Annotated in this window: 13 protein-coding genes and 1 tRNA gene; 5 read left to right on the top strand and 9 right to left on the bottom strand. The window is 33.5% G+C overall.

What is annotated here, in order from left to right:
* Positions 1–47 precede the first annotated feature (47 nt).
* A complete protein-coding gene (locus H1R17_RS03450) occupies positions 48–860 on the bottom strand; it encodes an AraC family transcriptional regulator (protein WP_163431354.1) in 813 nt (270 codons plus the stop codon).
* Between the two features lie 149 nt (positions 861–1,009).
* Here H1R17_RS03450 and hemH point away from each other — a divergent pair, with 149 nt between their 5' ends.
* The 4 genes from hemH to H1R17_RS03430 are packed head-to-tail and all read left to right on the top strand — an operon-like array spanning position 1,010 to position 4,845.
* Positions 1,010–2,032: a ferrochelatase gene (hemH, locus tag H1R17_RS03445; protein WP_163431353.1), complete on the top strand. Its 1,023-nt coding sequence runs from the start codon at positions 1,010–1,012 to the stop codon at positions 2,030–2,032.
* 3 nt (positions 2,033–2,035) lie between these two features.
* Positions 2,036–2,569 carry a CopD family protein gene (locus tag H1R17_RS03440; RefSeq protein WP_163431352.1) on the top strand — a complete coding sequence of 178 codons (534 nt, stop codon included), beginning with the start codon at positions 2,036–2,038 and terminating at the stop codon, positions 2,567–2,569.
* A gap of 8 nt (positions 2,570–2,577) precedes the next feature.
* On the top strand, positions 2,578–4,050 hold the full coding sequence (locus H1R17_RS03435) for an ATP-binding protein (protein ID WP_163431351.1): 1,473 nt from the start codon (positions 2,578–2,580) through the stop codon (positions 4,048–4,050).
* A 12-nt stretch (positions 4,051–4,062) separates the two neighbouring features.
* Complete coding sequence (locus H1R17_RS03430; RefSeq protein WP_163431350.1) at positions 4,063–4,845, top strand: enoyl-CoA hydratase/isomerase family protein; 783 nt, start codon at positions 4,063–4,065, stop codon at positions 4,843–4,845.
* A gap of 51 nt (positions 4,846–4,896) precedes the next feature.
* Here the strand turns inward: H1R17_RS03430 and H1R17_RS03425 are convergent, their stop codons facing one another.
* The 3 genes from H1R17_RS03425 to H1R17_RS03415 are packed head-to-tail and all read right to left on the bottom strand — an operon-like array spanning position 4,897 to position 6,862.
* On the bottom strand, positions 4,897–5,394 hold the full coding sequence (locus H1R17_RS03425; protein WP_163431349.1) for a hypothetical protein: 498 nt from the start codon (positions 5,392–5,394) through the stop codon (positions 4,897–4,899).
* Between the two features lie 60 nt (positions 5,395–5,454).
* The gene (gene mtgA / locus H1R17_RS03420; RefSeq protein WP_163431348.1) at positions 5,455–6,141 is read right to left on the bottom strand and encodes a monofunctional biosynthetic peptidoglycan transglycosylase; all 687 of its coding nucleotides are present in this window, start codon (positions 6,139–6,141) and stop codon (positions 5,455–5,457) included.
* A 40-nt stretch (positions 6,142–6,181) separates the two neighbouring features.
* Positions 6,182–6,862: a DedA family protein gene (locus H1R17_RS03415; protein ID WP_163431636.1), complete on the bottom strand. Its 681-nt coding sequence runs from the start codon at positions 6,860–6,862 to the stop codon at positions 6,182–6,184.
* 151 nt (positions 6,863–7,013) lie between these two features.
* Here H1R17_RS03415 and H1R17_RS03410 point away from each other — a divergent pair, with 151 nt between their 5' ends.
* Entirely contained in the window at positions 7,014–8,915 is a 1,902-nt protein-coding gene (locus tag H1R17_RS03410; RefSeq protein WP_163431347.1) for a S9 family peptidase, read from the top strand.
* 197 nt (positions 8,916–9,112) lie between these two features.
* Here H1R17_RS03410 and H1R17_RS03405 read toward each other — a convergent pair.
* The 5 genes from H1R17_RS03405 to H1R17_RS03385 form a co-directional block, all read right to left on the bottom strand.
* A tRNA-Arg gene (locus H1R17_RS03405) sits at positions 9,113–9,185 on the bottom strand.
* Between the two features lie 10 nt (positions 9,186–9,195).
* Positions 9,196–9,645 (bottom strand): GatB/YqeY domain-containing protein, encoded by a 450-nt coding sequence (locus tag H1R17_RS03400; protein WP_163431346.1) that lies wholly within the window; start codon positions 9,643–9,645, stop codon positions 9,196–9,198.
* A gap of 92 nt (positions 9,646–9,737) precedes the next feature.
* Positions 9,738–11,756, bottom strand: a complete 2,019-nt coding sequence (ftsZ, locus tag H1R17_RS03395) for a cell division protein FtsZ (protein ID WP_163431345.1) — start codon at positions 11,754–11,756, stop codon at positions 9,738–9,740.
* A gap of 20 nt (positions 11,757–11,776) precedes the next feature.
* The gene (gene ftsA, locus H1R17_RS03390; protein WP_163431344.1) at positions 11,777–13,198 is read right to left on the bottom strand and encodes a cell division protein FtsA; all 1,422 of its coding nucleotides are present in this window, start codon (positions 13,196–13,198) and stop codon (positions 11,777–11,779) included.
* Positions 13,199–13,205: 7 nt separating this feature from the next.
* Positions 13,206–13,931, bottom strand: coding sequence for a cell division protein FtsQ/DivIB (locus H1R17_RS03385; RefSeq protein ID WP_163431343.1), 726 nt, complete (start codon positions 13,929–13,931; stop codon positions 13,206–13,208).
* Positions 13,932–13,933: the final 2 nt, after the last annotated feature.

Genomic DNA, 13,933 nt, shown 5'->3' with positions numbered 1-13,933 from the left:
TGTAAAATTAGCTGACCATTTTTTGAAAAACTTGTAAAATTGGAACATTACTTTTTTATATGCCAAAAAATGTCTGCGTCACCCAACACAGTTCCTTTTTCAAAAAATGTTTTTGGCGCGTTTTCGGTTAGTTTTTTATATGTTTTGTTGAAGTGCGATTGATCGTTAAAATTAAATTCGTGTGCTAATTCTGTGAAATTTTGATCTGGATTTTCGAAGAGTTTTTTATTGATTGTTTGACGAAAAAGTACAATTTCGTGAAACTTTTTAATAGAAACACCTAAATGCAATTGAAAAAGTCGGTTTAAATGCTGACGACTTATTTCTAAAACGTCCGAAATTTCGGCAACTGAAAAATTCTCATAATGCTTAAAAATATAAGCAATGGCTTTTTCTAACGGAGTATTATCAAACTTACAAAATCTTTTTTCTAAGGATTGATCCAATATGTTAGTTAATTTATGAATATCAATTGTACTAAAAAGATTAGAAAGTTCTTCTTTTGATAAAAAATCAAAATGGGTGATGTAATCTGTAAAATTTTGATTGTTATAAAATTGCTGAATTCCCAAAGGATGAAAAACAATTACAACACGATAAATAGCGCCCAAACGTTTTACATTCAAAACTTTATCACGAATTGGAGTGAAAATTTGAAAAGGTTTTGCTATTTTGTTAAAAGTAATTTCGCCGCTTTCTAATAATGTATGCGACTTATACAAAGATAAAGTGTTGTTGAAATGCGGAAAACATTCAAAAGCATCTACTTCATTATCGGGCTGAATATCTAAATAATAATAGTCAACATATTGCCGAATAAGAGGATTTTTAGGTTTAAATGTTTCAAAAATAGTTTTCATTTAAGTTTCAAACTAATACAATAGTCAAAGATAAGGTTTTCGTAGTTTTAAACCTTAAAAGCTGTGATTTAACTTTTGAAAGTACCATTTACAAACTGTCAATTATTTATTGTAAATCAAAAGCTTTATCTTTGCAAAAACATAAAAAAATGAAGGGAGTTTTATTAGTAAATTTAGGTTCGCCCGAAAGTCCGGAACCAAAAGATGTGAAACCTTATTTAGACGAATTTTTAATGGATAAGTACGTTATTGATGTGCCTTATTTATTGAGAGCTTTTTTAATTAGAGGAATCATTCTGAGAAAAAGACCCGAAGAATCATCACACGCTTACAAAAAAATCTGGTGGAAAGAAGGTTCGCCTTTAATTGTTCTTTCAGAGAGAATGACCGAGAAAGTAAAGAAAAACACCGATGTTCCTGTAGCACTTGCTATGCGTTACGGTAGCATGACTATTGAAAAAGGATTGCAAGAATTGGCAAACGAAGGCGTTACCGATGTACTATTATTGCCTTTATATCCGCAATACGCTATGGCTTCTACTTTAACTATTGAAGTTTTAGCAGAGGAAATTAGAAAGAAGAAATTTCCGAACATGAAAATTACAAACTTTCCTGCTTTTTATAATAAACCTGATTTTGTTCGTGTACTTTCTAATTCAATTAAAGATCATGTAGCAGGTTTTGATTATGATCAGTTGGTTTTCTCCTATCACGGAATTCCTGAACGTCACGTACGTAAAACCGATAAAACCAAATCGCATAAGAAATTTATAACCAACGAAATGTGTTGTGAAGTGGGAACACCAGCGGCAGAATTTTGTTACCGTACCCATTGTTACGAAACAACACGTTTGGTTGTGGAACAATTAGGTATTCCAAAAGAAAAATATTGCGTAACTTTTCAATCTCGTTTGGTAGGTGATAAATGGTTAGAGCCTTATACCGATGTTGAAATTGATAACATGCCTGCAAAAGGTATTAAGAAAATTGCAGTTGTAACGCCCGCGTTTGTAACCGATTGTTTAGAAACATTAGAAGAAATTGCCATGCGTGCCAACGAAGATTTTAAAGCCAACGGTGGTGAAGAATTTTTAGCTATTCCTTGTTTAAATGATGATGACGAATGGTGTAAAGTTGTTGGCGATTGGATTAACAATTGGGCTAAAGCGTAATTTATGTACTTATATTTAAAAGCATTACATATTATTTTTATAGTATGCTGGTTTGCCGGACTTTTTTATATTGTTCGGCTTTTTGTGTATTATGCAGAAGCACAATTAAAGCCAGATATTGAAAAGGAAATTCTTTCAAAACAATACCAAATCATGACCAATAGGTTGTGGTTTATTATTACCTATCCCGCAGCAATTTTAGGAACTATTTTTGGTTTGTGGATGTTATTTGAAAATCCTGCTTTGCTAAAAATGCCTTGGATGCATGTAAAATTATTGTTTGTTGCCTTGCTGTGGATTTATCATTTAAAATGCCATCAGTTTGTAAAACAAATAGCATCAAATACACTTCAAAAAACGGGGTCTTTTTTTAGAATTTGGAACGAAGGCGCTACCCTTATTTTGTTTTCGGTAGTGTTTTTAGTTATCTTAAAAAATGCTTTTAATTGGATTTTTGGCGTAGTAGGTATTTTTGTATTGGCAATGTTGTTAACTTTAGGGTATAAATACTATAAAAAAGTACGCAATAAAAACTAAAAGCGTTTATGGCCAAACCATTCAGCATACAAAGAACATCGTTACGTATAAGAATTTTCATATCTATGATTTTTCTTATCATTGTATCGTCTGTTTTAATTGCAATGGTAACCATATATCAATTTAAAAAAGAGGCTAGAAATTATCATCAAGATCGATTAGAGCGTAAGGAAAGTGCTGTTAATGAGCATGTTAATTTTATTTTACAAACCACCAAAATTCCTGCAAGTACAGAGAATCTTCCTTTAATTTTTAAAGATAAAATTTACGAACTTTCTACCATTCATAATATTCAAATTAATATTTACGATTTAAAAGGGAACCTTTTAATTACTTCAAAAGGCAATTTTATTGTTGATAAAATGGATAATGAAGTGGTTTCTCCCATTATTTTGAAAATTATCGAATCAACTGCGTCCAAACGTTTTGTTGATTTGCGTATTATTGATGGCATCACGTATCGTTCTTCTTACAATTACATTAAAGATGTGTCTTTTAAACCACTTGGTATTATTAGCATGCCTTATGCCGAGGAAACTTCTTTTTACGATAATCAAGTAGAAAGCTTTTTAATTCATTTTGGTCAAATTTATATCTTTATGTTTGTTTTGGCTATTGTATTAGCTTATGTTTTATCTAGTTACATAACCAAAACCATAAAATTGATAAGCGAGCGTATCCAATTAACGAATATCAATCAGAAAAACGAAAAAATTAAGGTAAGTAATGCCTCGTATGAAATTGAAGCTTTAATTGTTTCTTATAATGAAATGGTTGATAAGTTAGAAGAATCAGCCGATAAATTAGCGCAAAGTCAGCGTGAATTGGCTTGGAGAGAAATGGCAAAGCAAGTGGCGCACGAAATTAAAAATCCGTTAACACCAATGAAGTTAACTGTGCAAAGTTTTGCTCGTCGTTTCAATCCAGAAGATCCCAAAATTGATGAAAAAATGAAAGATTTTTGCGATACCATGGTACAACAAATTGATACCATGAGTGCCGTAGCATCTGCTTTTTCTAATTTTGCATCGATGCCTGCACAAGAAAATACTACTTTAAATGTGGTGAAAGTAGTGCAGTTGGCGTTGGATATTTTTAATGAAGATTTTATCCGATTTGAATCAACCGAGAAAGAAATAATTGCCGTTTTTGATCAGTCGCAAATTATCCGCATCATTACTAATTTGGTTAAAAATGCCATACAAGCTATTCCTAATTATGAACCTTTTCCGCGTATTTTAGTAAAAGTTGAAAAAGTAGAAACAGATGTTTTAATTACCATTTCAGACAACGGTACAGGCGTGCCAGATAGTATAAAAGATAAAATATTTGAACCCAAATTTACAACAAAAACAAGTGGTATGGGCTTAGGTTTAGCTATGATTAAGAACATGATTGAAGGGTATGGCGGCACCATTTATTTTGAAACGCAAGTAAATAAAGGCACTACATTTTATGTGCAATTACCAATAACTAATTAAAAAAGAAAATATATGTCATTTGAAAACATTTTAGTAGAGAAAAATCAAGCAATTGCAACTATTACAATTAATCGTCCAACTAAGTTAAATGCTTTAAATAAAGCTACTATTCAAGAATTACACAATGCTTTTGCAGATTGTGATGCCGATACAAACATTAGAGCTATTATTATTACAGGTTCTGGTGAAAAAGCTTTTGTAGCTGGTGCCGATATTTCTGAGTTTGCTAGTTTTAGTACATCTGAAGGATCAGATTTAGCAAGAAAAGGACAAGAGTTATTGTTCGATTTTGTAGAGAATTTAAATACACCTGTTATTGCGGCTGTAAATGGTTTTGCTTTAGGTGGTGGATTAGAATTAGCAATGGCAGCGCACATGAGAGTAGCTTCTGATAACGCTAAAATGGGATTACCTGAAGTTACTTTAGGTGTTATTCCTGGTTACGGCGGTACACAACGTTTGCCTCAATTAGTAGGTAAAGGACGTGCAAATGAAATGATTATGACTGCTCAAATGATAGATGCTAACACAGCATTAACTTACGGATTGGTAAACCATGTAGTTGCACAACCTGAATTGTTAGAGAAAGCAAACGAGATAGCGTCTAAAATTGCGAAGAATTCACCAACTGCTATTACACAAGCTATTAAAGCAGTTAACGCTAATTTTAAAGATGGCGTTAACGGATTTGATGTAGAAATTGATCGTTTTGGATATTGCTTTGGTACGGAGGATTTTAAAGAAGGAACAACTGCTTTCTTAGAAAAACGTAAAGCCGATTTTAAAGGAAATTAAAAGTTATAAAAATAAAAACCCATTCAATTTGAATGGGTTTTTTTACTAAAATTATTTAGCTTTCATTTTGTCTAAGGTTTTGTTGTAACCTTCTTTAACATCTTCTCCTGCTTTTTTAGCTCCTGCTTCAACTTCTTTTCCAACTTCTTTAGCTTTATCGCCTACTTTTTCAGCGCCTTCTTCTACTTTGTTGGCAGCATTGCTAACTCCGTCTTTAACATCTTCAGCAACATTACTTACTCCTGCTTTTAAATTATCCCAAGAAGATTTAGCTTCATCTCTTACTTTAATAGCAGCAGCTTCTGCTTTTTTATCACCTTTAGCAATAGCAGCTTGTACATCAGCTTCTGCTTTATCATACTTTGTTTTAGCTTCGTCAATCTTTGCTTGAACCGCAGGATCTACATTTGTTTCAGTTGTTGTAGTGGTAGTCTCTGTTGTTAATGAATCATTAATTGAAGTTTCTGTAGTAGTTGTAGTTTCTTTTTTACAAGCTGTTATAGACAATAAACCTGTAGCAATAGCAATTAATAAAATGTTCTTTTTCATAATTTAGTTTTAAATATTTAGAATAAAAGTAATAAAAAAAACGAAACATTTTAATTTTTATTATTTTTTGTAATTGGGTTTTTCGTAAAAATTCATTTGTCGTTTTATGGCATTTTTTCTACGATTGGTGTATTGCGAACCATTGGCTGCTTTAAATTTTCTTGGGTTGGGTAAAATAGCAGCAATAGCAGCAGCTTCGGCTTTTGTAAGATTGTTTGCCGATTTGTTGAACCAGTGTTGAGATGCCGCTTCAATACCATAAATGCCATTGCCCATTTCAATAGAATTTAAGTACACCTCCATAATGCGTTCTTTGCCCCAAACAACTTCAATAAGAACTGTAAAATAAGCTTCTAAACCTTTACGTAGATAACTTCTTCCTTGCCAAAGAAAAACGTTTTTTGCCGTTTGTTGGCTTATTGTGCTTCCGCCTTTTATTTTCTTTCCTTTTTGATTGTTTTGATATGCTTTTTCAATGGCTTTTACATCAAAACCGTTGTGCGATGTAAACTTACCATCTTCACTAGCAATAACTGCTTTTTGAATATTGATTGACATTTCATCAATAGAAACCCAATCGTGCTTCCATACTACTTTTTCGCCTGTAGATATTTGTTCTACACAACGTATAACCATTAGTGGAGTTACAGGAACTGGAACAAATTTAAAAATAATAACCAACCCAACACTTATTCCTAAGAAGTACAGAATAAGCTTTCCTATAAATTTTAAAACTTTGCTAAACATAAATCTAATAAAAAACGGATGTAAATATACATCCGTTTTTTTAATTCTTAGCTCTTTTGTTTTTGATCAGTTTTATAACAAAAGGTACTGTTGTTATTATAATTATGATAATGATAATGTGCTCTATATAATGCGTTAAATCAAAACCATAGTTGTCTAATAAAATGCGGTACAAGTAGTGCCCGGCAAATATCAATGAAAATGCCCACGCTATTGAACTAATAATGTTGTAAAACAAGAACTTTTTAAACTCCATATTAGCAACACCTGCAATAATAGGCGTAAAAGTACGAACGATAGGTAAGAAACGTGCAAAAATAATAGCTCTACCACCGTGCTTTTCAAAAAAAGCTTTTGATTCTAGTAAATATTTCTTTTTAAACAAAAGACCATCTTCTTTCTGGTATAAGTAATTGCCACTTTTAGCACCAAACCAATAACCAAATAAGTTACCTACAATACCTGCTGCTGCTACCATTGATGCAACACCTAAAACATTTAAAAAATCGCTTTCTATCTCAACAACTTCGCTCATTAATGCCTTACTGTAGATACCCGATAAGAAAAGTAACGAATCACCCGGTAAAAAGAAACCTGCTAATAAACCTGTTTCGGCAAAAACAATAAACAAAACAACATATAAGCCAATTTTATGGCCTGCTATCTCTAAATTTATGTAGAATTCAGGATTGATTAAATCGCCCCAATTAAAATCTTCCATTCTAAAATAATTGTGTAGTATTTTTTCGTCCGTGAAATTACTCATAATTTTTTATTTTTTAGGGTCTCTAAATAACCTAAAACAAAACTTTAAGGAATTTTTATCATTTATATTTTCGTAATTTTAGCCACAATTAAAAAAATGTTCAAGAATGAAACGTATTTTATTGGCAACTTTATCTGTTGTTGCATTAAATGCTACAGCACAAGATAAGGTAATGACCAAAGAATTACTTTGGCAATTAGGGCGCGTAAACCCAGTTGGAATTACCGAAAAAGGCGATTACCTTATTTATAAAGTAGGTACGCCTAACATGGAAAAGAATAAAATTGAGTACAAATCATACCAAGTAAGTATTGATGGTAAGAGAGTGAAAGAACTAGAAAGTACGGATGGCTTATTGAAAGACAGAAATCTTTCGCCAGATGGTAAATTTTCGCTTTCATCAGAAGACGTTAAGGTAAATAAAGTGTTAGGGAAAGATCGTTATCCTGAGTTAAAAGACGCTACCGTTTATGTGTACGATGGTTTAGATTACCGCCATTGGGACAAAGACAGCGATGGATCTTTTAGTCACGTGTTTGTAACCAATTTAGAAACCAAAGAAAAAACCGATCTTTTAAAAGATGAGCCTTATTACAGTCCGCAAGCGCCTTTTGGTGGTGAGGAAGATTATATTTGGCATCCATCGGGTAAATCGGTTATTTATGTTTCTAAAAAGAAATCGGGTACTGCTTATGCAACTAGTACCAATACTGATTTGTACGAGTATAATTTAGATACCAAACAAACCGTAAATCTTACCGAAAAGAACGTAGGTTATGATACCCATCCAACCTTTTCACCAAATGGAGACTTGTCTTGGTTGCAAATGAAAAACGATGGATACGAAGCCGATAAAAACGATATTATTGTACGCCACAAAGGGGTTGACATCAACTTAACTGCTGGTTGGGATGGTACTGTAAACAGTTTTGTTTGGAGTAAAGATGGCAAAAAAGTGTATTTTAATGCAGCGGTTGATGGTACACAGCAAATTTTTGAAGTAAACTTTCCGGGCGTTAGTCGTATTGCTGTAACCGTAAAGCAAATTACAAAAGGCGAGTTTGATGTTACCGGCTTTGTTGGTTTTTCAGGAAACAAGTTATTGGTTACCAGAACCGATTTTAACACAGCAAGCGAAGTATACTCATACGATTTAAAAGCTAAAAGCTGGAACAAAGTTACCCACGTTAACGATGTTGCTTATAGTAAAATTGCTAAAAGCAAAATAGAAAAGAAATGGATAACTACTACCGATGGTAAAAAGATGTTGGTATACGTTATTTTGCCTCCTAATTTTGATCCTAACAAAAAATACCCAACCATATTGTATTGTGAGGGTGGTCCGCAATCGGCTTTAACGCAATTTTACTCGTTCCGTTGGAACTTTCAATTAATGGCTGCCAATGGTTATGTTATTGTAGCGCCTAACCGCAGAGGAATGCCAGGGCACGGAGTAGAGTGGAACGAAGCTATTTCTAAAGATTGGGGCGGACAAGTAATGAACGATTACTTAACTGCTATTGATGAAGTTTCTAAAGAAAAGTATGTAGATACGGCTCGTCGTGGGGCTATTGGTGCAAGTTATGGTGGTTATTCGGTATATTTTTTAGCGGGTATTCATGAAAACCGATTCAAAAGTTTAATTGCACATTGTGGTGTGTTTAATTTAGAATCGATGTACGGAACAACCGAAGAGGTTTTCTTTACCAATTGGGATGCGGGTGGACCGTATTGGGATAAAAACAACGCAGCAGCACAAAAAACATTTGCACAGTTTAATCCTAAAAACAACGTAGCTAAATGGAATACGCCTATCTTAATTTTCCATGGTGGTAAAGATTATCGTGTGCCTATAGGCCAGGGGCAAGAAGCCTTTGCAGCAGCACAACTACAAGGTATTAAAAGCAGGTTTGTGTTTTTACCCGATGAAAACCACTGGGTACTAAAACCACAAAATGCTATGGTTTGGCAAACCGAATTTTTTAATTGGTTAAAAGAAACATTGTAAATGACATAAAAAAATCCTTCTAGAACACTAGAAGGATTTTTTTATATTACTTATTTAAAGTATTGTTTAAAAAATCAATTCTCTCTTGTAGGTAAACATCTTTATTGTTTTTAATGTCAATTAGAATTGGGAGAGAACTGTAACTTAATATTCTATAGCATAAAAAAAAATCACAATTAACTAATTGTGATTTAAAGAGCCCTCGAAGGGATTCGAACCCATATCATCAGAACCGGAATCTGATATTCTATCCAGTTGAACTACGAAGACAATAACGCTATTAAGCTGTTAAAAGTTTTTTAACAACAGTTGAAATTGTTTTTCCGTCTGCTGTACCTACTAATTTTGCATTGGCTAAGCCCATTACTTGTCCCATTGCTTGCATACCAGAAAAGTTGCCTTCACTAATAATAGTAGCAATAATGGCTTCAACTTCAGCTTCGGTTAATTGTTTTGGTAAAAACTGTTCAATAACCGCAGCCTGTGCTAATTCAGGTTCTGCTAAATCGCTTCTGTTTTGTTCTGTAAAAATAGCAGCTGCATCTTTGCGTTGTTTTACTAATTTCTGAAGGATTTTAATTTCATCGGCTTCTGTTAACTCTTCTGCGTTTCCAGATGTTTTTGCTAACAATAATTCTGATTTTATTGCACGTAATGATTCTAAAGCCACTTGATCTTTAGCTTTCATTGCTTCTTTTAAAGCCGTAGTTATATCATTTTGTAAACTCATTGATTGGGTATTAGTTAAGGTACAAATATACAAAAAAGCCTTAAAAAGCGTGATGCTTTTTAAGGCTGAGGTAAATATAATCTAATTAGAAATTAGTCTACATTGTCATGTAAAAACGAATTGTTAGATCTTAATTGTACATCATTATTTCTGTCTGAAGAAATTGAGGTACGAGAAACATTACTGTTAGTGTTTTGATTTAAATCAACTCCCATGCGTTTGTAAGCAGGTTCACGTTCTAAATCGTTTAACTGATTACTTGCCGCATTGAATTTGTGGTTAAACTCTTTCATTTTGCGTTTGCGTTCTTCAGCACGTTCTCTAAGAATATCGTTAATTGATGCTTCTAAAGGAGAACTATCGTCTTGTAATAAACGAGTTTGTTGTACAGCTGGAATTGCTTCATCAGTGCGTACAGAAAACATAAAAGCTTCTTCCTCTTTCTCAACTACCTCTTCGGTTGGTTGAGATTGTAAAAGTTGCTCTTCTACTTCCATATAATCGTTTAAATTATAACGGATAACTTCTTGAGCTGTTTCATTTTGTTGAACAATTTCTGTTGGAGCATTTGTTTGCTCTGTATTAGTGTTCAAGTCAAAACTAAACTCGTTTGCAGTACCGTTAAAATCTAATTCTTGCTCAAGTAATTCAAACGAAAACTGCTCAGCCATAGTAGGTTGTAAATTTTGAACAACTTGCTTAGGCTTTACAATAACAAACTCAGGTTCGTTTACAATAATATCCCTAATGTCTACTGTTTTAACCGTATTTTGTGGTGTTTCAACTATTGGCTGTGGTGCAGGAGTAGCTTTTTGTATTTCAAAAGCTGTATTTTGTACTGGCTGCGCCACATTTTGTTGTTGATTAATAGTTTGAGTTTGGATTATTGTTTTTTTTTCAACCTCGTTTGCTGCGCTATTTCCTGATTCATCGTCTAAATTATAAACAATTTTTGGAGCCGCCTGAAAGTTGAAATTGTTTTGCAATGGTTGTTCTGGCGTTGGTGCAGCTGTAAATGATGGCTGAGCCGAACCTGTTAAATCGGTTGTAGCTTTTTGCTCTTCGCCTAAATGATGAATGATTTTGTTTTTATTTTCATCATTCGCATTCACAATCATTTTTTGTTGCTCAACATTAAAACCTGTTGCAATAATGGTTACCGAAATTGCATCGCCTAAAGAATCATCTTCACCAACACCCATGATGATGTTAGCGTTGTGACCAGCTTCCATTTGGATGTGATCATTGATTTCTCCGATTTCATCAATTGTGATTTCGTTTTCACCCGAAACAATTAACAACAATACATTTTTAGCACCTGTAATTTTATTATCGTTTAATAAAGGCGAATCTAAAGCGCTTACAATTGCCTCTTTTGCACGATTATCACCACTTGCTTCAGCCGATCCCATAATAGCAGTACCTGAATTTGATAAAACGGTTTTTGCATCTTTTAAATCGATGTTTTGAGTGTAATGGTGCGTAATAACTTCAGCAATACCGCGTGATGCTGTTGCTAAAACTTCATCTGCTTTAGAGAAACCTGCTTTAAAACCTAAGTTTCCATAAACTTCGCGTAATTTATTATTGTTGATTACAATTAATGAGTCAACATTTTTACGTAAGTTTTCAACTCCTTTTAAAGCTTGTTCTTGGCGTACTTTTCCTTCAAATTGAAAAGGAATGGTAACAATACCAACTGTTAAAATATCACGGTCTTTAGCTAACTGAGCAATAACTGGCGCAGCACCTGTACCGGTACCACCACCCATACCAGCAGTAATAAAAACCATTTTTGTGTTAGAATCTAAAAATTGTTCAATTTCTTCGATACTTTCTAATGCCGATTGTTGTCCTACTTCAGGATTAGCACCCGCACCTAAACCTTCGGTTAAAGTTAAACCTAACTGAATTTTAATAGGCACTGGGCTGTTGTTTAATGCTTGCGCATCGGTATTACATACCACAAAATCAACTCCTTTAATACCTTGATTGTACATGTGGTTAATGGCATTACTACCACCACCACCAACTCCAATTACTTTAATTACATTCGATTTGTTTTTTGGCAAATCTGGAGAGAATGCTAAATTTTCAAACGCTTGATCCATATGTTGCGGTGTTTTTCTTTTTACTCTGCTTTGTCAATAAAATCTTTAAACTTCTTTATAAATTTTCCTAAGAAACGGTTTTCAATATAAGCCGATGTTCCTGGTTCTACATCTACTTGAATTTCTTGGTTATCTGTTTGCTCTACTTGCTGTGCTTTATCGCTAATAGTATTAATATGTAAATCTACTTTGCCAGCTTCAACAGGTGTTCCTAAAGGTTCTGCCTTTGGTTGAATTTTGATATTGGTTGGATGTTCTTGTACATACAATCTGCTACGTAAATTGTTAATGTCGCTTTCCATCATTAAACCAACTGCTGTAGCATATAAAGGTCTTGATACTAATTTTGCTGATTCTCCTGAAATATGCTCGTTAGGAAAACCAATTCTAGTGTCAATTCCTGTAATGTACTCTACCAATTGTTTGATGTGTTTCAATTCTGATCCACCACCTGTTAAAACAATTCCTGCAATTAATTTTTTACGAGGATTGTCGTATCCATATGCTTTGATTTCCGAAAAAACCATATCGATAATTTCAACCACACGTGCGTGAATGATTTTAGATAGATTTTTTAATGAAATTTCTTTTGCTTCCTGACCTCTTAAACCTGGAATTGAAACAATTTCGTTGTCTTTGTTTTCTCCTGGCCAAGCCGATCCAAAACGTATTTTTAATTGTTCTGCTTGTTTTTCAATAATAGAACAACCTTCTTTAATATCTTCTGTAATTACATTTCCTCCAAAAGGAATTACAGCTGTATGGCGAATAATACCATCTTTAAAAATAGCTAAATCGGTAGTACCACCACCTATATCAATTAAAGCTACACCTGCTTCTTTTTCTTCTTTGCTTAAAACCGAATCAGCCGATGCTAATGGCTCTAATGTTAAGCCTGATAAATCTAAACCAGCATCTTTTACACAACGACCTGCATTGCGAATAGAAGCCGATTGCCCCACAACTACGTGAAAACTTGCTTCTAAACGGCGACCGTACATACCAATTGGTTCTTTTATACCACCTTCTTCATCAACTTTAAACTCTTGCGGTAATACATGGATGATTTCCTCACCAGGTAACATGTTTAATTTTTGTACCTGACCAATTAGTTTTTCAATATCTACTTCAGAAATTACTGTTTCTGGTTTATCACGTGTAATGTATTCTTGATGATGTATGCTGCGAATATGCTGCCCTGCAATTCCTAAAACAACATCGGTAATTTTGCAACCCGCTTCTGTAGAAGCTTGTGCCACTGCCTGTTGAATTGATTGAATGGTTTGGGTAATATTGTTAACAACGCCACGTTTTACACCTAAGCTTTTAGCGTTGCCAATGCCCAAAATTTCAAGTTTTCCATACTCGTTTCTCTTACCTACCATTGCAACAATTTTTGTTGTTCCAATATCTAATCCTACAGCAATGTTTTCTCTATTCATAATCGTTTTATTTCGTGCAAACTACTTGCTCTGTAAATCTTAAATTAACGTTTTTGTAATAACCAATCAGTGTATCGTTTTTTGAATAATGTACAAAGGCTTTGTAGTTATCAAACTTGCGTTGTACATCTTTCATGTGCCCAAATTCTACAATGTAATCATAATCGCGTACTGTAAAATTTAACGATTGATCTGCATTGATTTGTACAGCTGTTATGGTTGTTTTTAAAAAATCGTCTGTATAAATTTCATTCAATATTTTTGCAAAAACTTCTTTGTTTTTATCTTTAATCTGCCCAAATACTATGGGCACATGTGCGCTAAACTGGTTTGATAAAGGCATTTTGTTGCCTTTGTTGTCTAAATAATAGCTTTGATTATTATTTATAACCCTTGCAATGGCTGTTTTTTGTGTTACTTCGGCATGTAATTTTCCATCTACATCTACATAAACATCAGAATGTTCAATCATTGCATTTTTGTTCAGCTTGTCTTCAATCGCCTTTAAGTTTAAATCATTGTTGATGATTTTTGAATCGCGAGGAAAGGTTTGAACAATTAATTTTTCAACCATATCTTGCGTAATAAAGTGATTGTTAGAGCTTAATAATTTTACATCAATTTTTTCAATGTAGCGGGCGCTGTTTCTTGCGTTGGCAAAAAAAAGTAACGACCCCATAAGGACAATTACAAGCCCCAAAAGTACATCGAACCAATTGATTTTTTTTATCATTT

This window comes from Flavobacterium sp. xlx-214 (assembly GCF_013874595.1).
Lineage (GTDB): Bacteria > Bacteroidota > Bacteroidia > Flavobacteriales > Flavobacteriaceae > Flavobacterium.
Note: the sequence above shows the minus strand (reverse complement) of the source record. Positions and strands in the feature narration are given on the sequence as shown.

Bases quoted from the DNA above. Each gene is read 5' to 3' on its own strand.
- H1R17_RS03385 (WP_163431343.1), bottom strand. From the start codon at position 13,931: ATGATAAAAAAAATCAATTGGTTCGATGTACTTTTGGGGCTTGTAATT.
- H1R17_RS03425 (WP_163431349.1), bottom strand. From the start codon at position 5,394: ATGAAAAAGAACATTTTATTAATTGCTATTGCTACAGGTTTATTGTCT.
- ftsZ (WP_163431345.1), bottom strand. From the start codon at position 11,756: ATGGATCAAGCGTTTGAAAATTTAGCATTCTCTCCAGATTTGCCAAAA.
- H1R17_RS03440 (WP_163431352.1), top strand. From the start codon at position 2,036: ATGTACTTATATTTAAAAGCATTACATATTATTTTTATAGTATGCTGG.
- hemH (WP_163431353.1), top strand. From the start codon at position 1,010: ATGAAGGGAGTTTTATTAGTAAATTTAGGTTCGCCCGAAAGTCCGGAA.
- H1R17_RS03415 (WP_163431636.1), bottom strand. From the start codon at position 6,862: ATGGAAGATTTTAATTGGGGCGATTTAATCAATCCTGAATTCTACATA.
- H1R17_RS03400 (WP_163431346.1), bottom strand. From the start codon at position 9,645: ATGAGTTTACAAAATGATATAACTACGGCTTTAAAAGAAGCAATGAAA.
- H1R17_RS03435 (WP_163431351.1), top strand. From the start codon at position 2,578: ATGGCCAAACCATTCAGCATACAAAGAACATCGTTACGTATAAGAATT.
- H1R17_RS03410 (WP_163431347.1), top strand. From the start codon at position 7,014: ATGAAACGTATTTTATTGGCAACTTTATCTGTTGTTGCATTAAATGCT.
- H1R17_RS03450 (WP_163431354.1), bottom strand. From the start codon at position 860: ATGAAAACTATTTTTGAAACATTTAAACCTAAAAATCCTCTTATTCGG.
- H1R17_RS03430 (WP_163431350.1), top strand. From the start codon at position 4,063: ATGTCATTTGAAAACATTTTAGTAGAGAAAAATCAAGCAATTGCAACT.
- ftsA (WP_163431344.1), bottom strand. From the start codon at position 13,198: ATGAATAGAGAAAACATTGCTGTAGGATTAGATATTGGAACAACAAAA.
- mtgA (WP_163431348.1), bottom strand. From the start codon at position 6,141: ATGTTTAGCAAAGTTTTAAAATTTATAGGAAAGCTTATTCTGTACTTC.